General features: G+C 63.8%; 23 protein-coding genes. 9 read left to right on the top strand and 14 right to left on the bottom strand.

What is annotated here, in order from left to right; genetic code table 11:
- Positions 1–29: 29 nt before the first annotated feature.
- Both QAZ47_RS02755 and QAZ47_RS02750 read right to left on the bottom strand, forming a co-directional pair.
- A complete protein-coding gene (locus QAZ47_RS02755) occupies positions 30–1,814 on the bottom strand; it encodes a sensor histidine kinase (RefSeq protein WP_278232422.1) in 1,785 nt (594 codons plus the stop codon).
- Positions 1,815–1,930: 116 nt separating this feature from the next.
- Positions 1,931–2,632 (bottom strand): response regulator transcription factor, encoded by a 702-nt coding sequence (locus QAZ47_RS02750; RefSeq protein WP_006201274.1) that lies wholly within the window; start codon positions 2,630–2,632, stop codon positions 1,931–1,933.
- 340 nt (positions 2,633–2,972) lie between these two features.
- Between QAZ47_RS02750 and QAZ47_RS02745 the strand changes: the two genes are divergently transcribed.
- The 4 genes from QAZ47_RS02745 (at position 2,973) to QAZ47_RS02730 (ending at position 7,298) form a co-directional block, all read left to right on the top strand.
- A complete protein-coding gene (locus tag QAZ47_RS02745) occupies positions 2,973–4,583 on the top strand; it encodes a phosphoenolpyruvate carboxykinase (RefSeq protein WP_278232421.1) in 1,611 nt (536 codons plus the stop codon).
- Positions 4,584–4,666: 83 nt separating this feature from the next.
- Entirely contained in the window at positions 4,667–5,104 is a 438-nt protein-coding gene (gene arfB, locus QAZ47_RS02740; RefSeq protein ID WP_278078158.1) for an alternative ribosome rescue aminoacyl-tRNA hydrolase ArfB, read from the top strand.
- A 96-nt stretch (positions 5,105–5,200) separates the two neighbouring features.
- A complete protein-coding gene (locus tag QAZ47_RS02735) occupies positions 5,201–5,821 on the top strand; it encodes an alpha-ketoglutarate-dependent dioxygenase AlkB (protein ID WP_278205459.1) in 621 nt (206 codons plus the stop codon).
- Between the two features lie 61 nt (positions 5,822–5,882).
- Positions 5,883–7,298: a phosphatase PAP2 family protein gene (locus tag QAZ47_RS02730; protein WP_278232420.1), complete on the top strand. Its 1,416-nt coding sequence runs from the start codon at positions 5,883–5,885 to the stop codon at positions 7,296–7,298.
- A 60-nt stretch (positions 7,299–7,358) separates the two neighbouring features.
- On the opposite strand, the gene coaA is transcribed toward QAZ47_RS02730, so the two are convergent.
- The 9 genes from coaA to hisB form a co-directional block, all read right to left on the bottom strand.
- Positions 7,359–8,318: a type I pantothenate kinase gene (gene coaA, locus QAZ47_RS02725; protein ID WP_278232419.1), complete on the bottom strand. Its 960-nt coding sequence runs from the start codon at positions 8,316–8,318 to the stop codon at positions 7,359–7,361.
- 186 nt (positions 8,319–8,504) lie between these two features.
- Positions 8,505–8,828: a phosphoribosyl-ATP diphosphatase gene (locus QAZ47_RS02720; protein WP_278232418.1), complete on the bottom strand. Its 324-nt coding sequence runs from the start codon at positions 8,826–8,828 to the stop codon at positions 8,505–8,507.
- A 71-nt stretch (positions 8,829–8,899) separates the two neighbouring features.
- A complete protein-coding gene (gene hisF / locus QAZ47_RS02715; protein WP_278232417.1) occupies positions 8,900–9,694 on the bottom strand; it encodes an imidazole glycerol phosphate synthase subunit HisF in 795 nt (264 codons plus the stop codon).
- Positions 9,691–10,530 carry an arginase family protein gene (locus tag QAZ47_RS02710; protein ID WP_278232416.1) on the bottom strand — a complete coding sequence of 280 codons (840 nt, stop codon included), beginning with the start codon at positions 10,528–10,530 and terminating at the stop codon, positions 9,691–9,693. The genes hisF and QAZ47_RS02710 overlap by 4 nt, the downstream gene beginning before the upstream one ends.
- A complete protein-coding gene (gene hisA, locus QAZ47_RS02705; RefSeq protein ID WP_278232415.1) occupies positions 10,530–11,273 on the bottom strand; it encodes a 1-(5-phosphoribosyl)-5-[(5-phosphoribosylamino)methylideneamino]imidazole-4-carboxamide isomerase in 744 nt (247 codons plus the stop codon). Before hisA ends, QAZ47_RS02710 begins: the two co-directional genes overlap by 1 nt.
- A 2-nt stretch (positions 11,274–11,275) precedes the next feature.
- Positions 11,276–11,566, bottom strand: a complete 291-nt coding sequence (locus QAZ47_RS02700; RefSeq protein ID WP_278078168.1) for a DUF1330 domain-containing protein — start codon at positions 11,564–11,566, stop codon at positions 11,276–11,278.
- 1 nt (position 11,567) lies between these two features.
- Positions 11,568–12,218 carry an imidazole glycerol phosphate synthase subunit HisH gene (gene hisH, locus QAZ47_RS02695; RefSeq protein WP_278232414.1) on the bottom strand — a complete coding sequence of 217 codons (651 nt, stop codon included), beginning with the start codon at positions 12,216–12,218 and terminating at the stop codon, positions 11,568–11,570.
- Position 12,219: 1 nt separating this feature from the next.
- On the bottom strand, positions 12,220–12,693 hold the full coding sequence (locus QAZ47_RS02690) for a DUF2628 domain-containing protein (RefSeq protein WP_278232413.1): 474 nt from the start codon (positions 12,691–12,693) through the stop codon (positions 12,220–12,222).
- 4 nt (positions 12,694–12,697) lie between these two features.
- The gene (gene hisB, locus QAZ47_RS02685; RefSeq protein WP_278232412.1) at positions 12,698–13,297 is read right to left on the bottom strand and encodes an imidazoleglycerol-phosphate dehydratase HisB; all 600 of its coding nucleotides are present in this window, start codon (positions 13,295–13,297) and stop codon (positions 12,698–12,700) included.
- 206 nt (positions 13,298–13,503) lie between these two features.
- On the opposite strand from hisB, the gene hslV reads away from it, so the two are divergent.
- From hslV to QAZ47_RS02660, 5 genes are all read left to right on the top strand, one after another.
- Complete coding sequence (gene hslV, locus QAZ47_RS02680) at positions 13,504–14,055, top strand: ATP-dependent protease subunit HslV (RefSeq protein WP_278078172.1); 552 nt, start codon at positions 13,504–13,506, stop codon at positions 14,053–14,055.
- Between the two features lie 50 nt (positions 14,056–14,105).
- Positions 14,106–14,630 carry a GNAT family N-acetyltransferase gene (locus QAZ47_RS02675; protein ID WP_278232411.1) on the top strand — a complete coding sequence of 175 codons (525 nt, stop codon included), beginning with the start codon at positions 14,106–14,108 and terminating at the stop codon, positions 14,628–14,630.
- 4 nt (positions 14,631–14,634) lie between these two features.
- A complete protein-coding gene (locus QAZ47_RS02670; RefSeq protein ID WP_278232410.1) occupies positions 14,635–15,234 on the top strand; it encodes a DUF2585 domain-containing protein in 600 nt (199 codons plus the stop codon).
- A gap of 5 nt (positions 15,235–15,239) precedes the next feature.
- Positions 15,240–16,550, top strand: coding sequence for an ATP-dependent protease ATPase subunit HslU (gene hslU / locus QAZ47_RS02665; protein WP_278205447.1), 1,311 nt, complete (start codon positions 15,240–15,242; stop codon positions 16,548–16,550).
- Between the two features lie 324 nt (positions 16,551–16,874).
- Positions 16,875–17,828, top strand: a complete 954-nt coding sequence (locus tag QAZ47_RS02660; RefSeq protein ID WP_278232409.1) for a DUF1402 family protein — start codon at positions 16,875–16,877, stop codon at positions 17,826–17,828.
- Positions 17,829–17,849: 21 nt separating this feature from the next.
- Here QAZ47_RS02660 and QAZ47_RS02655 read toward each other — a convergent pair whose 3' ends face one another.
- The 3 genes from QAZ47_RS02655 to QAZ47_RS02645 are packed head-to-tail and all read right to left on the bottom strand — an operon-like array spanning position 17,850 to position 20,243.
- On the bottom strand, positions 17,850–18,659 hold the full coding sequence (locus tag QAZ47_RS02655) for a 3-methyl-2-oxobutanoate hydroxymethyltransferase (protein WP_278232408.1): 810 nt from the start codon (positions 18,657–18,659) through the stop codon (positions 17,850–17,852).
- 34 nt (positions 18,660–18,693) lie between these two features.
- Positions 18,694–19,923: an FAD-dependent oxidoreductase gene (locus QAZ47_RS02650; protein WP_278232407.1), complete on the bottom strand. Its 1,230-nt coding sequence runs from the start codon at positions 19,921–19,923 to the stop codon at positions 18,694–18,696.
- Positions 19,924–19,928: 5 nt separating this feature from the next.
- Complete coding sequence (locus tag QAZ47_RS02645; protein WP_278205443.1) at positions 19,929–20,243, bottom strand: MocE family 2Fe-2S type ferredoxin; 315 nt, start codon at positions 20,241–20,243, stop codon at positions 19,929–19,931.
- Positions 20,244–20,283 lie beyond the last annotated feature (40 nt).

Here is a 20,283-nt window from a genome sequence, read left to right as displayed (position 1 = left end):
TTGGTATCGTGAAGACTGGGGACCGGAGATCAGCCTTCGGCCGGCAGCGTCACCACGAAGCGCGCGCCCTTGATCTCGCCCGGCTTGGTGCCGGGGATGTTTTCCGCCGTCAGCGTGCCGCCATGCGCCTCGACGATCTGGCGGCTGATCGACAACCCAAGGCCGGAATTCTGGCCAAAAGCCTCGCCGGCGGGCCGGTCGGTATAGAAGCGCTCGAAGATGCGGTCGATCTTTTCGGCCCTGATGCCCGGGCCGTTGTCGTCGACGGTGACGATGTTGAACTTGCCGGCGCGCGCCAGCGAGATGGCGATGTGGCCGTGTTCCTCGGGAACGAAGGAACGGGCGTTCTCGATCAGGTTGGTGATGACCTGGCCGATCCTGAGATCGTGGCCGGTCACGACATAGCCTTTGATGCCCTGCGGCAGCTTGGCGACCTTGAGCTCGATCTCGACCGCCTTCTTGTTGCGCGTCGTCTCGCGCGAGACCGCGATGAGATCGGTGATGAACTTCTTCAGATCGACTGTGGAGGCATCCTCGCGCGCCAGTTCGGCGTCGAGGCGCGAGGCATCGGAAATGTCGGTGATCAGCCGGTCGAGCCGCTTCACGTCGTGCTGGATGATCTCCATCAACCGCCCGCGCGAATTCTCGTTCTTGGCCAGCGGCAGCGTTTCGACCGCGCTGCGCAGCGAAGTCAGCGGGTTCTTGAGCTCGTGCGAGACGTCGGCGGCGAAGCTTTCGATCGCCTCGATGCGCGCATAGAGCGCGTTGGTCATGTCGCGCACGGCGATCGATAGGTTGCCGATCTCGTCCTGCCGGTCGGAGAAGTCCGGGATTTCCTCACGGCTCTTGACGCCGCGCCGCACCCGGACGGCGGCGGCGGAGAGCCGCCGCAGCGGATTGGCGATGGTCGAGGCCAACAGCATCGACAGGATGGCGGTGACGAGGGCCGCGATGCCGAATACGCGCAGGATCGCCTTGCGTTCGGCCGCGACGATCTTGTCGATGTCGCCGCCTTCGGTGGACAGCATCAACACGCCGAGCACGGCGCGGAAGCGCTGGATGGGTACCGCCACCGAGACGATCTGCTCGCCCTGCTCGCTCACCCGCACGATGGTCGAGGGGCCGCCGGTCAGCGCCTTGACCACCTCGGGGAAGGCCGCGCCGTTGCCGCCGGGCTGTTCGTGATAGACGGGCAGGTCCTTGTTGCGGAAAAAGTCGAAGACGAATTTCTCGACGCGCTCCAAAAGATCCGGCTGCTCGTCGTCGACGGGCGGCAGGTCGTAACGCAGGATCTGGCCGCGCGAATAGAGATGGCGCGAATCGAGCAGGAGGTTGGCGTCGCGGTCATAGATGCGGGCGCGCGTGCGGGTCGGCGAGATCAGCCGTCTCAGCACCGGCGCCACGCGCTCGGGATTGATCGGGAAGTCGAGGTTGTCGAGCTGGTCGGAACCCGGCCCCAGGCTTTCGCCGGCCTGCAGCTCGAGCAGCTTTTCCGGATCGATGCTGATCGAGTCGGTCTCGACCGTCGCCGAGGCCGCGATGGCGCCGGCGATGATCTCGCCTTGCGTCATCAGGCTTTCGACGCGGGCGTCGATCAGCCCGTCGCGGAAGGTGTTGAGGTAGAGGATGCCGGTGACCAGCACTGCGAGGCCGGCCAGGTTGAGGAACAGGATGCGCCGCGTCAGGCTGGAGAAGATGTGGTGGCCGAGAAACCGGCGCATCGGCACCGTGATCCTCGACACGAATGCGGGCACGATCCGCGACGAGCGCTTCGCCGCGCCCGTCCGCCTGCCTCGCTCTACTTCCACTGCCATCAACTAGCAGTCCCTGTTTGGTGAATGGTGAATGGGGAATGGAAAAATGGGGCGCTTAAGATAGAGCCAGTGGGCCGCTCGCACCATCTACTATTCACCATTGACCATTCACTATCTCAAGCTTCCCGAAACCGGTATCCGACTCCGTACAGGGTTTCGATCATCTCGAAGTCGTCGTCGACGGCCTTGAACTTCTTGCGCAGCCGCTTGATGTGGCTGTCAATGGTCCGGTCGTCGACATAAACCTGTTCATCATAGGCCGAATCCATCAGCGCATCACGGCTTTTTACCACGCCGGGGCGCTGCGCCAGCGAATGCAGGATGAGGAACTCGGTCACCGTCAGCGTCACCGGCTCGCCCTTCCAGGTGCAGGTGTGCCGCTCCTGGTCCATCACCAACTGGCCGCGTTCGAGCGAGCGTGCCTGCTGGCTGGGCGCCTTGGCGGCGGCCTCACGGGCGCTGGTGCGGCGCAGCACCGCGCGCACCCGCTCGACCAAAAGGCGCTGCGAGAACGGTTTGCGGATGAAGTCATCGGCGCCCATCTTGAGGCCGAACAATTCGTCGATCTCGTCGTCCTTAGAGGTCAGGAAGATCACCGGCAGGTCGGATTTCTGACGCATCCGGCGCAACAGCTCCATGCCGTCCATGCGCGGCATCTTGATGTCGAGGATGGCAAGGTTCGGCGGGCGAGCCGCCAGGCCTTCCAGCGCCGACGCACCATCCGTGTAGGTTTCGACGCGGTAACCCTCGGATTCGAGGGCGATCGACACCGAAGTCAGAATGTTGCGGTCGTCATCGACAAGCGCGATAGTTGCCATTTCAAGCGGCTCCCTCATGAGCTGTCCCTTCTGTCGTCGAGAAGGGGCTTTTGTGGACAAATTGGGTACAAAATGTGGCATGGCCCCTCTCCGAAGTCACGGGCGGCCTGCCGCTACATACGATCGCACCCGACACGGGATTGACGAACAAAGCCTGCCAATCCTTTGGGCAACCTCTGTGAGTTTTTGCACATCTAAACGATTTAAACAACTTTCAAATTTTTTAAATCGATTAATGATTTGATATCATTTGGCTTTTCTGGTTCTGAACCTTATCAGGCCATCTGCGGCCTCCGAAAACCCACCGGTCGAATGCGGCCAAATCCAGAGAGGAATTTTGATGTCGGAAGCCGGCAAACGCAACCCCGACTGCGCCATTGGCGCCATCGGCCTGAAGACCACGGGCATGGTGCATTACAATTTCTGCGCCGCCGAGCTTTATGAGGAAGCGATCCGCCGCGGCGAGGCGAAATTGACGGCGCAGGGTGCGCTGGTTGCCGAGACCGGCCAGCACACCGGTCGCTCGCCGAAGGACAAGTTCGTGGTGCGCGACGACAACACCGGCCCGCATGTCTGGTGGGATAACAACAAGGCGATCTCGCCGGCGCAGTTCGAGGCGCTCCATGCCGATTTCCGCGCCCACGCTGCGGGCAGGGATCTCTATGTGCAGGACCTCGTCGGCGGCGCCGACGCGGAGCTCCGGTTGCCGGTCCGGGTCGTCACCGAGCTCGCCTGGCATTCGCTGTTCATCCGTAATCTCCTGATCCGCCCGGAAGCTTCGGAACTCGACCGCTTCCTGCCTCAGATGACCATCATCGACCTGCCGTCATTCCGCGCCGACCCGGCCCGCCACGGCACCCGCACCGAGACGGTGATCGCGGTCGATCTGACCCGCAAGATCGTGCTTATCGGCGGCACGTCCTATGCCGGCGAGATGAAGAAGTCGGTGTTCACCGTGCTGAACTACCTGCTGCCGCAAAAGGGCGTGATGCCGATGCATTGCTCAGCCAATGAGGGACCCGCCGGCGATGCGGCCGTCTTCTTCGGCCTGTCCGGCACCGGCAAGACGACGCTTTCCGCCGACCCGGCGCGCACGCTGATCGGTGACGACGAGCACGGCTGGGGTCCGCACGGCATCTTCAACTTCGAAGGCGGCTGCTACGCCAAGACTATCAGGCTGTCGGCCGAGGCGGAGCCGGAGATCTTCGCCACGACGCAGCGTTTCGGCACGGTGCTGGAGAATGTGGTGCTCGACGCTGCCCGCGTGCCGGATTTCGACGACGGCAGCCTCACCGAAAACACCCGCTGCGCCTATCCGCTGGATTACATTCCCAATGCCTCGAGGACCGGCCGCGCCGGTCATCCGAAGAACATCATCATGCTGACCGCCGACGCTTTCGGAGTCATGCCGCCGATCGCCAGGCTGACGCCGGCGCAGGCGATGTACCACTTCCTCTCCGGCTACACCGCGAAGGTCGCGGGGACGGAGAGGGGTGTCACCGAGCCCGAAGCGACGTTCTCGACCTGCTTCGGCGCGCCCTTCATGCCGCGCCATCCGTCCGAATACGGCAAGCTGCTGCGCGAGCTGATCGCGGGCCACGGCGTCGATTGCTGGCTGGTCAACACCGGCTGGACCGGCGGCGCCTACGGCACCGGCCGCCGCATGCCGATCAAGGTGACGCGCGCCCTGCTCGGCGCCGCGCTTGACGGCTCGCTCAATGCCGCCGAATTCCGCACCGACGCCAATTTCGGCTTCGATGTGCCGGTGGCGGTCCCGGGTATCGACGGAGCCATCCTCGATCCGCGCTCGACCTGGGCCGACAAGGCGGCCTACGACCGGCAGGCAGCGAAGCTGGTCAACATGTTCGCCGCCAACTTCGAGAAATTCGAAACGCATGTCGATGCGGCCATCCTCGGCGCGGCTCCGCGTCTGCAGGAGGCGGCGGAATAGCTGCCGCTCCAGACATCTTTCCTCCAGGGCCCGGCTTGCGCCGGGCCTTTTCTTTTTGCCGCCGCCGCGTCATGACTGCGCGCATGAGTGCCGACGACAGGATCATCATCGCCAATGACGCGGTCATCCATCCGGGTGACCTGCATGAGGATTTCATCCGCTCTTCCGGCCCGGGCGGCCAGAACGTCAACAAGGTGGCGACCGCCGTGCAGCTGCGCTTCGACGCGGCAAACGCTTCCGGCCTGTCCGAGCGTGTGCGGGAACGCGCCATCAAGCTTGCCGGCCAGCGTGCCACCAAGGATGGGGTCATCGTCATCGAGGCGGGGCGTTTCCGCACCCAGGAGCAGAACCGGGCGGACGCGCGGGCCAGGCTGACGGCGCTGGTCGCCAAGGCGGCCGAACCGCCGCCGCCGCCGCGCAAGAAGACGAAGCCCTCGAAGGGCGCCGTCGAGCGGCGCCTCAAGACCAAGGCCGGGCGCTCGACGGTGAAGAAACTGCGCGGCCGCGTGGAGAACGACTGAGGCCCGAAGCCCGCGACCCGATCGGCGTCCGCTTTCGGGTCGCGGAGCTGTTCCATCGATGGCATGCTCGGGTGAAATTTGATCGGACCGAATCCCATGCTCGTTCTGCCCAAGGGCGTTCGCCATATGCCGGGCTACCTGCCACGCGCGGCGCAGGAAACGCTGGTCGAGGAGATCAGGCGCGTCGTGCAGGCGGCGCCGCTCTACGTGCCGGCCATGCCGCGCACCGGCAAGGAGATGAGCGTGCGCATGACCAATTGCGGCACGCTCGGCTGGGTGACGGACCGCGACCGCGGCTACCGCTACCAGCCGACGCATCCGGTGACGGGGGAGCCGTGGCCGCCGATCCCCGAAGCTTTGCTGCGATTGTGGCGCGAGGTGTCGGCCTATCCGCATCCGCCGGAAGCCTGCCTCGTCAACTTCTACTCGGCGGACGCCAGGATGGGCCTGCACCAGGACCGCGACGAGCAGGATTTCGCCGCGCCCGTCGTCTCGGTGTCGCTCGGCGACGACTGCCTGTTTCGGGTCGGCCAGACCACGCGCGAAGGCGTCACGAAGTCGTTCAGGCTGAAGAGCGGCGATGTCGTCGTGCTCGGCGCCGAGGGGCGGCTGTGCTTCCACGGCGTCGACCGCATCTATCCGGCGACCTCGGCGCTGTTGAAAAATGGCGGCCGTATCAATCTGACGCTGCGGCGGGTGACGGTGCCCGCAAGCTAACCAAATCTATAGTTTACTCTCTCTTAAAGACGCTCTGCTGTTGCAGCTTGGGGCTTCGGCAATGACGGAAAGCTATTCGGTCGTCCGCGGCCTGTGGGCGATCGCGAAGGGAGCGACCCAACTCGAACCTATCCGCCCGGTTGCCGGCGGTGACAGGGCGTTCCACCGATTGATGCGGCCGCGTCCGCCTCCGCCGCAGCTAACCGAATCTACAGATTTCTCCCATAAGACCAAGCCATGTCAGGGCAGCCGCGCGGCGGCGGCTCGCCTGGAATTGCAAAGGACTGGGGGTATCGAAAGCCATTCCCAGCCAGGGCGAAATCGCTTGATGCATTCCGGTATCAGGGCTTGGGCAATGATCATAAGGCGATCAGTTTTCAATCGCCCATGGGCGATCATCGAGGCGGCGGCGCAGATCGTCCGCAAGGATTCGGGCCTTTACCTCATAATAGCCGCCTACACCTTGGCCGGCCTGGTCTTTCTTCACGCCGTCGGCGCGGACGACCGCAGCGCGTACTCGATCTATTTTGCAGACTGGACAAAGCTCAACTGTTTGACGTTTCCCATATTCGTCGTCATTTTTGACGCGATCCTCATCCTGCACCGTTTCAGCTCGCGGCGGCTTCTTGTCGTGAAGACGACGTTTTCCAACGGCCGGTTGGCATATTTCCTGTCCGGGCTATGCCTTCTCATGGCGCTGATGATCTTCCAGGGCACGTTCACGTCGGTAAAGAATGCCATGCCTGTCTGGCAGGGCGGTTTTCGCTTCGATGTCGTGCAAGCCAACATCGATGCCTTTCTGCATTTCGGGATTGATCCGTGGCGCTGGCTCTATGCGGTGGCCAAAATTGATTGGGTGCGCGCGGTGGTGGAGTGGAACTACAACGTCTTGTGGTTCCTGCTCAATTTCAGCGCCCTGTTCTTTGTCGCTACATCGCCCAAGGTGGCATCAATTCGGACGCGCTACGTGGTCTGCTTCATGGCTGTCTGGATCATTGTCGGAAGCGTGCTGGCCGCGCTGTTCCTATCGGCCGGTCCGGCATTTTACGGCCTCGTCACGGGAGACACCGCGCGGTTTGGCGAACAGCTGGCCTTCCTGACCAAGGGACTCGGATCGTTCTACTCCGCTGTCTCCTATCAAAATTACCTGTGGTCGTTGAACGAAGCCGGGCGGACGGGTTTTGGTTCGGGCATTTCGGCGTTTCCGAGCGTCCATGTCGGCCTGGTAACGCTTAACGCGCTGTTCCTGCGCGAGTACAGTCGCAACCTGGGCGCGCTGGCTTTCCTCTATGTGGCCTTTGTCGCGGCCAGTTCTGTCTATCTGGCTTGGCACTATGCGATCGACGGCTATGTTGCCGCTTCCGTGACGTTCGTGATCTATGTCGTGGCTCGCAAGCTGGTTCCGGCGGATAGCCGGTTGCTGGCGATGCGCACGCAGACCGCCGCTCGTCCCGAGGCGGTTCTCGCGATTTCGTGAGCCCAAGGCGGCGCAATCTTCCTGGAATTGCCCGAACCGATCAACGCCTCGGCATGATGGTCAGAGCTTCCGCAGCGCCACTTCCTCGACCAGGTGGTTGGCGCCCTTGCGCAGGATGAGGTCGGCTCGTGCCCGCGTCGGCAGGATGTTCTCGCGCAGGTTCTTCAGGTTGATGTTGCTCCACAGGCCCTCGGCGATGGCGCGCGCGGCATCCTCGGAAAGCTGCGAATAGCGGTGGAAGAAGGAGTCCGGATTGCGGAAGGCGGTCTCGCGCAGGCGCATGAAACGCTGGATGTACCACTGGTGGATCAGCTTCTCGTCGGCATCGATATAGATGGCGAAGTCGAAGAAGTCGGACAGGAACGGCACGATCTTGCCGTCCTTCGGCAGCTTGCCCGGCTGCAAGACGTTGATGCCTTCGAAGATCAATATGTCCGGCCTGTCGATGGTGACGAACTCGCCGGGAATGACGTCGTAGGTCAGATGCGAATAGACCGGCGCGCGGACGCTGCCTTGCGCCGACTTGATGCCGGAGAGGAATCTCAGGAGCGCGCCGACGTCATAGCTCTCGGGGAAGCCCTTGCGCTCCATCAGATTGTTATGACGCAGGATCTCGTTGGGCAAAAGGAAGCCGTCGGTGGTGATGAGATCGACCTTCGGGCTCGATGGCCAGCGCGCCAGCAGTTCCTTCAACACGCGGGCCGTGGTCGATTTGCCGACAGCGACCGAACCCGCGATGCCGATGATGAAGGGCGTCTTGACGACATCCTGCGCCTTGAAGAAGGCCTGGCGCTGCCTGAACAGAAGCTGACTCGCCTCGACATGCGCCGAAAGCAGGCGGGAAAGCGACAGGTAGATGCGCTTGACCTCTTCGAGGTCGACCGGGTCGTTGAGCGAACGCAGCCGGGAGATTTCGTCCTCGGTGAGCGTGAGCGGCGTGTCGGCGCGGAATTGCGACCATTGCTCGGCCGAGAAGAAGCGATAGGGGGAATATTTCTCGGTGGGAGCAAGCTGGTCCATCGAGTCTCCTGCCCTCCTAGAGCGCTTCAGCGTTTCACGGAAACGCCGAACCGCTCTATCTCTTTGTTTTTACGCAATTCCGGACGGAAAACCGTTACACACTTTTCCTGGAATTGCTCCAGAGCACGATGCCGAAAAGTGCGAAGCGGTTTTCGGGCGACATCATGCTCTATCCGTCTCTTTCGATCAGCCCCGGGGCCGGGACGCCTTTTCGGCAACGCCCGAGCGGCCGGTGCGGCCCTCGAGCTCCTTCAGCACGTCGTCCAAACGAATGCCGGCGATGCCGAGGACGACAAGCCAATGATATATAAGATCGGCGCTTTCCGAAACGAGGGCCTGCCGGTCGCCGCGAATGGCGGCGATAACGGCTTCGATCGCTTCCTCGCCGAGCTTCTGCGCCGCCTTGTCCATGCCCTTGGCGAACAGCTTCGCCGTCCATGAATCCGGATCGCCGGATTGGGCTCGCTGATCGATGATCGTTTCCAGCTCGGCGAGCGAAAATTGAGCCATGGCAGTCATCTATCTGTTTGTTTAAGCGTGATCTTTTCCGAAAACCGGTTCCCACTTCTCGGGATCATGCTTTAAGTCCGATGGACGGCCGAGTCCAGCCGCATCGGCAGGCCGGCCTTGGCCATATGCGCCTTGGCTTCGGCGATGGTGTAGGTGCCGAAATGGAAGATCGAGGCGGCAAGCACGGCGCCGGCATGGCCGTCGCGGATGCCTTCGACCAGGTGATCGAGCGTGCCGACGCCGCCCGAAGCGATGACCGGCACGCGCACCGCGTCGGCGATGGCGCGGGTGAGCGCGATGTCGTAGCCGGCCTTAGTGCCGTCGCGGTCCATCGAGGTGAGCAAGATTTCGCCGGCGCCGCGATCGACCATCTTCCTGGCGAATTCGACGGCGTCGATGCCGGTCTTCTCGCGCCCGCCATGGGTGAAGATCTCCCAGCGGTCGGCCTCGCCGGCCGCCGACACTTTCTTTGCGTCGATAGCCACCACGATGCACTGGTTGCCGAACTTGTCGGCGGCCTCCGCGACGAAGTCCGGGTTCTTCACCGCCGCCGTGTTGATCGACACCTTGTCTGCGCCGGCCAGAAGCAGCTTTCGGATGTCGGCCACCTGGCGCACGCCGCCGCCGACGGTGAGCGGCATGAAACACTGCTCGGCCGTGCGGGCGACGACGTCGAAGATCGTTTCGCGATTGTCGGACGACGCGGTGATGTCGAGAAAGCAGAGCTCGTCGGCGCCCGCCGCGTCATAGGCCTTGGCGGCCTCGACCGGATCGCCGGCATCGATCAGGTCGACGAAATTGACGCCTTTGACGACACGGCCGTTCTTGACGTCGAGGCAGGGGATGACACGGGCCTTCAGCATCACGCCCCCTCCATTGTCGACAGCAGGTCGACCACCAGCTCGCCGACCAGCGGCGGCACCTCGCCCTTGGCGTCGAAGGCCGGATCGTAAGCCGAGATGGTGAGCCCGGCGATGGTCAGCGGGCCGGCGAGGCCGCACATCGCCATGCGTACCTGCTCCGGCGCCGGGCCGCCGGGCGTGGCGTAGCGATTGGCCTGCAGCTTCTCGGGGTCATGAACGTCGAGGTCGATATGCATGTGGACCTGGTTTGCGCCATCGGCTTTCAGCCTTTGCGCGGCGGTCGCCCAGTCCGGGCACTCGGTGCGGATGATGGGCAGCCTTTCCAGCAGTTCTGTCTCCGCCGGGTCGAGGTCGCGCGCGTTGACCAGCACGCAGCGGGATGGATCGATCGCCTTGAAGCCGGGGATTTGCGCTGCCATCGGCCGCCAGCACAGGCCAAGCACCGTCGCCAGCGCCATGCCGTCGAGAAAGCCGGAGGTCGAGGTTTCGGGCGTGTTGAGGTCGCCATGCTGGTCGGCCCAGATGATGGCGTCCGCGCCTTCGCCGGCCACCGCGCCCGCGCTGGTCAGGCAATTGCCGGCCAGAACGATCGGGAACCGCCCTTTGTCCAGCGCGATGCGAACCTCGCCCGAAACGGCGTTGCAGACGGCAAATCCCGTTGCGATCTCACGCTCCTGCTCGTCCTCGCTCACCTTGCCGATGTCGTGCACGGCGACATCGTGGCCGGCGAGCTTCAGCGCCTCGGCCAGCCCCCCGGCGATCAGCGTGTCGGGACCCTGGCCGCAGCCGCCGTGAAAGTGGCCGCTGTCGTAGGATGCCAGGATGATCGAGATGTTCACTATTCTGCCTCCGCCCCTTCGCCACGCAGGATCGCCAGTGCCTCCGCCGGGTCGATGCGCCCGTCATAGAGCGCCCGGCCCGAGATCGCGCCTTCGAGCCTCTTCGCATCGGGCATGGTCATGCGCACGATGTCGGCGATCGAGGCCAATCCGCCGGAGGCGATCACCGGGATCGAAACCGCTTCGGCGAGGTCGATGGTGGCGTCCCAGTTGATGCCGCAGAGCACGCCGTCACGGTCGATGTCTGTGTAGATGATGGCGGCGACACCCGCGCCCTCGAATTTCTTCGCCAGCTCGACGACGCCGAGCTCCGAGGCTTCGGCCCAGCCCTCGACGGCCACCTTGCCGCCCTTGGCGTCGATGCCGACCGCTATCTTGCCGGGAAAGGCCTTGCACGCCTCCTTCACCAGTTGGGGCTCGCGCACGGCCACGGTGCCCAGTATGACCCGCGCCAGTCCGCGATCCAGCCAGTCCTCGATCTGCGCCAGCGTGCGGATGCCGCCGCCAAGCTGCACCGGGTTCTTCGTCGCCTTGAGGATGGCGCCGACCGCCGCGGAATTGACGCTCTGGCCCTTGAAGGCGCCGTTGAGGTCGACGACGTGCAGCCACTCGAAGCCCTGGTCCTCGAAAGCCTTGGCCTGCGCCGCCGGATCATCGTTGTAGATCGTGGCGGTCGCCATGTCGCCGTGCTTCAGGCGCACGCATTTGCCGTCCTTGAGGTCTATTGCCGGAAACAGGATCACGGTCAGGCGCCCTCGACGATGACGAAATGGCCGGTCGACGCCGCCAGCCGGAATTTCAAGGCTTCCCGGTACTCCGGCGACTCATAGCAGGCGAGCGCCGTTTCGTAGGACGAAAACTCCACGACCACATGGCGGTTCCCTGTCGGTCCCTCCGGATTCGTGTAACGTCCGGCCCGGACCGGGAACTTGGCGCCGTATTTGGCGAAGGCTTTCGCGTTGGCCTCGATGTAGTTCTTGTAGGCGCCCGGGTCGCGGACGTCGATCATGGCGATCCAATAGCCCTTCTTGCTCATGCTACGGTCTCCACCTCAGGAAATTGGCGATCAGCGCCAGGCCGAGCGCCTGGCTCTTTTCGGGATGGAACTGCGTGCCGGCCAGATTGTCGCGGGCAACGGCCGCCGTCACCAGGCCGCCATAGTCGGCGGTCGCCAGCACCTCGCCGGGCTTCTTCGCATCCAGATGGTAGGAATGGACGAAATAGGCATGCAGCCCTTTCGGGCCGGTCTCGATGCCTGAAAACAGCGGATGCTTGCGTTGAAGCTCGATCGTGTTCCAGCCGATCTGCGGGATCTTCAGCGCCGGATCCTTCGGCGTGATTTCCTTGACGTCGCCGGAAATCCAGCCGAAGCCCCTGGTGATCGTCTTCTCGAGACCGCGTTCCGACATCAACTGCATGCCGACGCAGATGCCGAGGAACGGCCGTCCTTTGCGAAGGGCCGCCTCTTCCACCGCTTCCCACATGCCGGCGACGGCATGCAGGCCGGCGGCGCAGTCGGCATAGGCGCCGACGCCCGGCAAAACGATGCGGTCGGCCGTGCGGACCCGTTCGGCGTCAGCCGTCAGGTCGATTGCGGCGGCGATGCCCGCCTCGTGCGCGGCGCGCTCGAAGGCTTTGGTGGCCGAGCGCAGATTGCCCGAGCCATAGTCGATGATCGCTACCCGCATGTCAGGACCTTCCCGGGGTGTGGGTCAGTCCAAGCGCCATGCCCGTCTGCGCGGGGCGCGCCAGGCTCGTATCGGGAACGATGCGCGGCATGGGCTCCGGCTCGTCGCCGCCTGCACCGGTTTCCAGAGCTTGACGGATCTCGGCGTCACCGAGATTGCCGGCCTCGACCACGCCCCATTCGCGCCAGCCGCGGCGGCGCAGCGCCGAGACACGCAGGCCCTGGCCTTCGAGCCCGACATAAAGCGAAACCAGCAGCGAAAGGGCCGATCCGGCCCCTTTCAGCCCCAGTCTTTCGCCGAGCAGCGACAGGATCACCATGACGGCGAAGGTGAGCAGGGCCTCCATCCACAGCCGGTGCCAGGCGAGCCAGACCGGCGAGAACAGGAAACCGAGCCAGGTGAAGCCGTCGCGCACGAAAGTCGTGTCAGCCGCTCCACTGCCCGACGGCGGTTCCATCACGACATAGCTGGCCATAGGGCTATCCTTTCAGGGATCCCTTGGTGGACGGCACCGCGTCCGGCTGGCGCGGGTCGGGCTCCAGCGCCGCGCGCAGCGCCCTGGCCACCGCCTTGAAGCAGGTTTCGGCGATATGGTGGTTGTTGGCGCCGTAATGATTGGTCACATGCAGCGTGACGCCGGCATTCTGCGCCAGCGCCTGGAAGAACTCGCGCACCAGCTCGGTGTCGAACGTGCCGATCTTGGGCGACGAGAAAGCGACGTTCCAGACCAGTAACGGCCGGCCGGACACGTCGATCGCCGCTCGGGTCAGCGTCTCGTCCATGGCCAGGTCGATCGAGGCGTAGCGCATGATGCCGCGCCGCTCGCCCAGCGCCTTGCTCAGCGCCTGGCCGATCGCGATGCCGGTGTCCTCGACCGTGTGGTGGTCGTCGATGTGCAGGTCGCCCTTGGCCTTGACCGTCATGTCGATCAGCGAATGGCGCGACAGCTGGTCGAGCATATGGTCGAAGAAGCCGACGCCCGTCGAAATGTCGGATTTGCCCTTGCCGTCGACATGGACCGACACCGAAATCTCGGTTTCCTTGGTCTTGCGGCTGATTTCTGCGGAACGGGGCGGCATCAGTCTGTCCTGTTGAGGAGCACGGGGCTTGAAAACGAGAGCCTTCTATCAGCATGATCAGGCGATTGCCAGTTGCCATTCCAGGCGTTATCGGCCTTGCCGAGGGCGGTTTGCAATCACTCGCCCCATGCATACATATGGCAATCAAAAGTCACTCGTACCGCGCCAATCGCCTTTCAAAGGGATAGCGCGAATCGGAGCCGGAAATGTCGAATGAATTGACCATGCACGCCACGACCATCATCAGCGTGCGCAAGGGCAACAAGGTTGTGATCGCTGGCGACGGCCAGGTCAGCCTTGGCCAGACCATCATGAAGGGCAACGCCCGCAAGGTGCGCCGCATCGGCAAGGGCGGCAGCGTCATTGCCGGTTTTGCCGGCGCCACCGCCGACGCCTTCACCCTGCTGGAACGTCTCGAAGCCAAGCTCGAACAATATCCGGACCAGCTGACGCGCGCCTGCGTCGAGCTAGCCAAGGACTGGCGCACCGACCGCTATCTGCGCCGGCTAGAGGCGATGATGCTGGTTGCCGACAAGTCGGTCTCGCTGGCGCTGACCGGAACCGGCGACGTGCTCGAGCCCGAACATGGCGTCATGGCCATCGGCTCCGGCGGCAACTACGCGCTGGCCGCGGCCCGCGCGCTGATGGACACCGACAAGGACGCCGAGGAGATCGCCCGCAGGGCGATGCAGATCGCCGCCGACATCTGCGTCTACACCAACAGCAACTTCGTCGTCGAAACGCTCGATGCCGCCTGAAGCGGCCGGCCATGATCCCAAAAAGTGGGAACCGGTTTTTGGAAAAGATCATGGTCGAACGAGAAGATAGCTACGATTTTCGTCCGGTCACCGAAAAGGACCTGCCGATGATCGCCGGCTGGCTGGCCAAGCCGCATCTCGCCGAATGGTGGGGCGATCCGGAGATTGAGATCGCCGAAATCCGCGAACATATCGATTCGGTTTCGGTGGAGCCGCTGATCGTCGAGCTGGACGGCAAGCCGATCGCCTACCTGCAGAGCTACGATCCGCATCTCGAGGACGACCATCCTTATGCCGACCAGCCATTCGGCACGCTGGGCATCGATCTGTCGATCGGCCCGGCGGAACTGGTCGGCATCGGCCATGGCTCGGCGATTGTCCGCCAGTTCGTCGAGGAACTGTTCGAGGAAGGCGCGCCGCGCGTCGTCATCGATCCGCATCCGGACAATGGCCGCGCCATCCGCGCCTATGAGAAGGCCGGCTTCAGGCCGATCGGCCGCAGGCATTCGGAATATGGGGACGTCGTGCTGATGGCCGTCGACGCGGCCGAAGCCGACACACAAGAGGGGGACTGACCAGATGACCGCATCCGGAGAGGACAAAACGCTGTCGGCCTATGAAGACAGCTGGCGCATGGGGCTGCTGCTCGTGCTCGCCTTGGTCATCTTCCAGGCCGGCGTCCTCTACGGCATGGGCCACCCGCCGATCTGCACCTGCGGCTACGTCAAGCTCTGGCACGGCGTGGTGAACAGTTCGGAGAATTCCCAGCACATCGCCGACTGGTACACCTTCTCGCACGTCATCCACGGCTTCCTGTTCTATGCGCTGGCATGGGCGCTGTTTCCGCGCTCGCCGGTCGGACTGAGGCTGGCTGTCGCCGTCCTCATCGAGGGCGGATGGGAACTCCTGGAAAACAGCCCCTTCATCATCGACCGCTATCGCGCCGGCACTATCTCTCTCAACTATTACGGCGACTCAATCATCAACTCGGTGTCCGATACGCTGTTCATGGCGCTGGGATTTGTGATGGCGCGAAAGCTCCCTATATGGGTGATCGTGGTCCTGGCGCTCATTTTCGAGTTCGGCACGGGCTACATCATCCGGGACAATCTGACGCTCAACGTGATCATGCTGCTGCATCCGTTCGAGTCCATCAAGCAGTGGCAAAGTGGAATTTGAGTATTATGAGCACCTTCTCTCCTCGTGAAATCGTTTCGGAACTCGACCGCTTCATCATCGGCCAGAAGGACGCCAAGCGCGCCGTGGCGATCGCCTTGCGCAACCGCTGGCGCCGCCAGCAGCTGGAAGGCCAGATGCGCGAAGAGGTGATGCCGAAGAACATCCTGATGATCGGCCCGACCGGCGTCGGCAAGACCGAAATCTCGCGCCGCCTGGCGCGGCTCGCCAGCGCGCCTTTCGTCAAGGTCGAGGCCACCAAGTTCACCGAGGTCGGCTATGTCGGCCGCGACGTCGAGCAGATCGTGCGCGATCTCGTCGAGGTCGCCATCGGCCTGACGCGCGAGAAGATGCGCGAGGACGTCAAGGCGCGCGCCCACATCAACGCCGAAGAGCGGGTGCTCGAAGCGCTCGTCGGCAAGACCGCGAGCCCGGCCACGCGCGACAGCTTCCGCAAGAGGCTGCGCGATGGCGAGCTCGACGACAAGGAGATCGAGATCGAGGTGGCCGACACAGGCACGGGCGGCATGCCGGGCTTCGAGATCCCCGGCATGCCCGGCGCCAATATCGGCGTGCTCAACATCAACGACATGCTGTCGAAGGCGATGGGCGGCCGCAGGACCAAGACCCGCAAGACGACGGTGAAGGAATCCTACGCGCTTCTGATCAACGACGAGTCCGACAAGCTGCTCGACCAGGACGAGGTGGTGCGCCGGGCGCTGGAATCGGCCGAGAACGACGGCATCGTGTTCCTGGACGAGATCGACAAGATCGCGGCCCGGAGCGACATTTCGGGCGGCCCCTCGCGCGAAGGCGTCCAGCGCGACCTGCTGCCGCTGGTTGAAGGCACCACCGTCGCGACCAAATACGGGCCGATCAAGACGGACCATATCCTGTTCATCGCCTCGGGCGCCTTCCATGTCTCCAAGCCTTCAGACCTTTTGCCGGAGCTGCAGGGCCGCTTGCCGATCCGCGTCGAATTGCGTGCGCTGGAGAAGGAGGACTTCGTCCGCATCCTCACCGAGACGGAAGCCAGCCTCATCAAGCAGTATATCGCGCTGATGAAGACCGAAGGCGTCGAGTTGACGTTCACCGACGACGCCATCGATTCGCTCGCCGGCATTGCCGTCGAGCTCAACGCCAATGTCGAGAACATCGGCGCCAGACGCCTGCAGACGGTGATGGAGCGGGTGCTGGACGAGATTTCCTACGACGCGCCGGATCGCCACGGCACGGCGGTCACCATCGATGCAGACTATGTGCAGAAGCATGTCGGCGACCTGTCGCGGAACACCGATCTGTCGCGGTTCATTCTCTAGAGCGGTTCACCGTTTCACCGAAACGCCGAACCGCTCCAACTCTTTGTTTTTACGCAATTGCGGGCGGAAAACCGCTCACACTTTTCCTGGAATTGCTCCAACTGCCAAGCTTGGCGACGTGTGGCCAGATGGTACCATCTGGCCACCTTTCGTTCCGGCGCAAGCTTGCCTCGTCTCGACTCTACCGGCCACTTTACCTAGGTTGCCGCCGATTCCGAAAGCAATTTCAGGAAAAGTGCGCAGCGGTTTTCCATCCGAAATTGCATAAAAACAAATAGTTGGAGTGGGCCGGTGGCAGCTGGGCCCGCTCCAGGGCGGCGGCGCATGAAGAAACGCGTACTTCTCTTCCTCGGTCTGGCGTTGGCGGTGGCAACGGCCAACGCTGCGACCATGGTGCCGCCGGGCAATCGCAACAGCGTGCAGCCCGACATCCCCGGCGCGTCCAGCCGGCGTACCCAGGCCACCAACACCACCTTCCAGGCCAAGTACCGCAAGGTCTACGCGCTGTTGCAGAAGGACGCCGAGCTGCGTGGCAAGATCAAGAAGGCGGCGGCCGCCTATGGCATCGATCCGATGCACATTGTCGGCGCCATCGTCGGCGAGCACACCTACAATGTCGACGCCTACGACCGGCTGCAGACCTATTACGTCAAGGCGATGTCATATCTGTCGAGCAAGCTCACCTTTGCCTATGACGGCGAGGATGTCGCCGATTTCGTCCAGCGGCCGGAATTCAAGAAATGCGCCGGCATGGATGACAGCTACGATCTTTGGGAATGCCGCGAGCAGGTGTGGAACCATTCCTTCCGCGGCAAGACCGTCGGTGGTGAAAGCTTCCCCAACGACCGCTTCGGCGCCACCTTCTTCCAGCCTTACTATGCCGGCCAGACCTTCGGCCTCGGCCAGCTCAACCCGCTGACGGCGCTGCAGATGAGCGACCTCGTGCACAAGGTTTCCGGCTTGCCCAAGCTCGATGTCGAGGATCCCAACTCGGTCTACAAGACCATCATGGATCCGGATCTGACCTTGCCTTACGTCGCCGCTACGATCAGGAAGTCGATCGACGCCTATAAAGGCATCGCCGGCTTCGACATCTCGCACAATCCGGGCCTCACCGCCACGCTCTACAATGTCGGCAATCCCGAGCAGCGCGCCTATGCGCTGAAGGAGGAGAACGAGAAGCGCCGCGCTGCCGGCGAGCCTGAAAAGCTGCCCGAGGAGAACTATTATGGCTGGCTGATCAACGACAAGCTGGACGAGCTGAAGGTGCTGTTCTAGCGGCGGCTTGAGCCAGGGCGCTCAGTAACCCTCCGAGGCGAGATAGGCCTCGAATTTGCGCATTTCCTCGGGATCCGCCTCCACGATATGGCGCGGCCCCGGATAGGCGCCGGACTGGATATCGTCGGCGTACTCGCGGAAGGCGGCGATGCGCTCGCCCTGGAGGCGCTCGAACTCCGCCGCGAAGTCGCGGTAGCGTTTGGCGTGGCGCGGATAGTGGCCGCGATTGCTGCCGAGCACGTCTTCCGAGAACAGATATTGCGCGTCGCAGCCGGCGCCGGCGCCCATCGAGATCATGATCAGCGAGGTGCGCCGCGAGATGGCGGCGGCGACGCCCGCCGGCACCACCTCGATCTCCGCGGCGAAGGCGCCGGCCGCTTCGAGGTCCTTAACCTGCTTCCAGACGAAGGCGGCGCTTTCAGCCGTCTTGCCGACCGCCTTGAAGCCGCCAGTCCAGGTCGCGTGCGCGGGGATCAGGCCGACGTGACCGCAGACCGGAATGTGCTCGTCGCGCAGCCGGCGGATGGTCTGCAGGCTGGCCGAGCAGTACATGGCGTCGGCGCTCGCGGCGCGCAGCTTGACCGCCATGCGCAGGATCTCGTTCGTGGTGGCACCCAGCTTGATGCGTTCGTCGCCAGGAATGGCGAAGCAGGTGGGCGCCGCGTCGCGAAAACGCGGATCGAACATGAGGTCATAGGGGACCGAGATGAGGTCGATGCCGGCCCGCTCCGCGGCCTCGGCCTCCTCCAGCGAAAAGACGCGCAGCTTCGAAAGCTGCCGCCTGCCCTTCAACGACTGCAAGTCGGCGACGGTCGGTCTGCTGCGTGCCATGTCCTTGATCCTCGCTCCCTGCAATTTGACCGGACTATGCCGCCAGCAGCGACTTCAGCTTGACCGCTTGCGAGCCCAGCGCCTCCGGCGCCGGTGTCGCTCGCCTGGCGATCAGCATCTCCGCCAGACGGATGTCGCGCGCCACCGCGTTGCCGGGGCCGATGCCGCTCGCGGCGACCAGCCGTCCGTCCTCGGCAAGGTGGAAGAGAATGAAGGCGCCGTCGTCGAGGTCGCGCCGCACGATCGATCGGCCTTCGTCGGAAAGCCCGGCGATCTGCAGGGTGAGTCCGTACTGATCAGACCAGAACCACGGCACGGCGGCATGAGCCTCGTTGGCGCCGAGCATGTTCTTGGCGGCGAGAGCGCCCTGCTCCTGCGCGTTGCGCCAGGCTTCCAGCCGCACGCGCCGCCCGCCATAGACGGCCAGCGGGAACGAGCAGCAGTCGCCGGCGGCAAAGATATCGGGATCCTCGGTGCGCAACGTTCCATCGACCGCGATGCCGTTGTCGGTCGCCAGCCCCGCTTCGGCGGCAAGCGCCGTCACCGGCACGGCGCCGATGCCGATGACGGCGAGATCGGCGACGACTTCCTGCTCGTTGGCAAGCATGATGCGAACCTCGGCGCCGTCATCGGCGATCGCGGTGATGCCTTGTCCGGTTAGCACCTTCACGCCTTCGGCCTCATGCGCCTTGTGGATGATTTCGGCGATCTCGGCCGGCACGCCGCGCATCAGGATGCGCGGCTGCGCCTCCAGCACCGTGACGGTCGCGCCGAGCTTGCGCGCCGAAGCGGCAAGCTCGAGGCCGATGAAGCCGCCGCCGATGATGGCGACGCGGTTTCCTGCGCTGAGATGGGCGCGGATGGCGAGCGCGTCGTTGAAGGTTCTGAGATAGACGCAGCGCCGCCCAAGGCCCGGCATCGGCAGCTTGCGCGGCACGGATCCGGTCGCGAGCAGCAGCTTGTCATAGGCAAGCGAGGAGCCGTCTGAAAGGCGCACGACATGCGCGTCGCGGTCGATTGCCACGGCCCGGACGGAATGGATGTGGCGGATCGAGCGGTCGGCCAGAAGCTCGTCGCTGGCGATCGCCTTGACCAGCGGCGCCTCGCTGGTCATCGCTTCCTTCGACAGCGGCGGCCGTTCGTAGGGCAGATGCGGCTCGTCGCCCACCAGGGTCACCGGCCCTTCGTAACCGAGATCGCGCAGGGTAAGCGCGGCGCGCCCGCCGCACTCGCCGGCGCCGATGATGACCATTCCTCCCGCCATCGCCGTCACCCGACCTGAATGAGCACTTTGCCGGCGTCGACCTTGACCGGATAGGTCTTTAGGTTGACGCAGACCGGTGCGCCGCGGGCATCGCCGGTCTTGTAGTTGAAGCGGCCATTGTGCTTAGGGCATTCGATGATGTCGTCCATCACCAGCCCGTCGGCCAGATGCACCTTCTCATGCGAGCACAGGCCGTCGGTCGCGAAATATTCGTCGTCCGGGCTGCGATAGATGGCGTAGGTGCGGCCGGCGTGATCGAACCGCATCACGTCTTCTTCGTCGATGTCTCCGGCCGTGCAGGCCTCGACCCAGTCGCTCATGTCGTCCTCCAGCAAAGATTTGATAGCCGGCTTGCGTCGG

Source organism: Mesorhizobium sp. WSM4904, from assembly GCF_029674545.1.
Taxonomy (GTDB): Bacteria; Pseudomonadota; Alphaproteobacteria; order Rhizobiales; family Rhizobiaceae; genus Mesorhizobium.
This window is presented reverse-complemented; position numbering and strand designations above follow the sequence as displayed.

Coding starts and splice junctions, on each gene's coding strand:
- QAZ47_RS02750 (WP_006201274.1), bottom strand. CDS start 2,632: ATGGCAACTATCGCGCTTGTCGATGACGACCGCAACATTCTGACTTCG.
- QAZ47_RS02655 (WP_278232408.1), bottom strand. CDS start 18,659: ATGGCACGCAGCAGACCGACCGTCGCCGACTTGCAGTCGTTGAAGGGC.
- QAZ47_RS02670 (WP_278232410.1), top strand. CDS start 14,635: ATGACCGCATCCGGAGAGGACAAAACGCTGTCGGCCTATGAAGACAGC.
- QAZ47_RS02745 (WP_278232421.1), top strand. CDS start 2,973: ATGTCGGAAGCCGGCAAACGCAACCCCGACTGCGCCATTGGCGCCATC.
- QAZ47_RS02675 (WP_278232411.1), top strand. CDS start 14,106: ATGGTCGAACGAGAAGATAGCTACGATTTTCGTCCGGTCACCGAAAAG.
- QAZ47_RS02735 (WP_278205459.1), top strand. CDS start 5,201: ATGCTCGTTCTGCCCAAGGGCGTTCGCCATATGCCGGGCTACCTGCCA.
- hisH (WP_278232414.1), bottom strand. CDS start 12,218: ATGCGGGTAGCGATCATCGACTATGGCTCGGGCAATCTGCGCTCGGCC.
- hslV (WP_278078172.1), top strand. CDS start 13,504: ATGTCGAATGAATTGACCATGCACGCCACGACCATCATCAGCGTGCGC.
- QAZ47_RS02645 (WP_278205443.1), bottom strand. CDS start 20,243: ATGAGCGACTGGGTCGAGGCCTGCACGGCCGGAGACATCGACGAAGAA.
- QAZ47_RS02660 (WP_278232409.1), top strand. CDS start 16,875: ATGAAGAAACGCGTACTTCTCTTCCTCGGTCTGGCGTTGGCGGTGGCA.
- QAZ47_RS02720 (WP_278232418.1), bottom strand. CDS start 8,828: ATGGCTCAATTTTCGCTCGCCGAGCTGGAAACGATCATCGATCAGCGA.
- QAZ47_RS02755 (WP_278232422.1), bottom strand. CDS start 1,814: ATGGCAGTGGAAGTAGAGCGAGGCAGGCGGACGGGCGCGGCGAAGCGC.
- hisB (WP_278232412.1), bottom strand. CDS start 13,297: ATGCCGCCCCGTTCCGCAGAAATCAGCCGCAAGACCAAGGAAACCGAG.
- coaA (WP_278232419.1), bottom strand. CDS start 8,318: ATGGACCAGCTTGCTCCCACCGAGAAATATTCCCCCTATCGCTTCTTC.
- QAZ47_RS02730 (WP_278232420.1), top strand. CDS start 5,883: ATGACGGAAAGCTATTCGGTCGTCCGCGGCCTGTGGGCGATCGCGAAG.
- QAZ47_RS02690 (WP_278232413.1), bottom strand. CDS start 12,693: ATGGCCAGCTATGTCGTGATGGAACCGCCGTCGGGCAGTGGAGCGGCT.
- QAZ47_RS02650 (WP_278232407.1), bottom strand. CDS start 19,923: ATGGCGGGAGGAATGGTCATCATCGGCGCCGGCGAGTGCGGCGGGCGC.
- arfB (WP_278078158.1), top strand. CDS start 4,667: ATGAGTGCCGACGACAGGATCATCATCGCCAATGACGCGGTCATCCAT.
- QAZ47_RS02700 (WP_278078168.1), bottom strand. CDS start 11,566: ATGAGCAAGAAGGGCTATTGGATCGCCATGATCGACGTCCGCGACCCG.
- hslU (WP_278205447.1), top strand. CDS start 15,240: ATGAGCACCTTCTCTCCTCGTGAAATCGTTTCGGAACTCGACCGCTTC.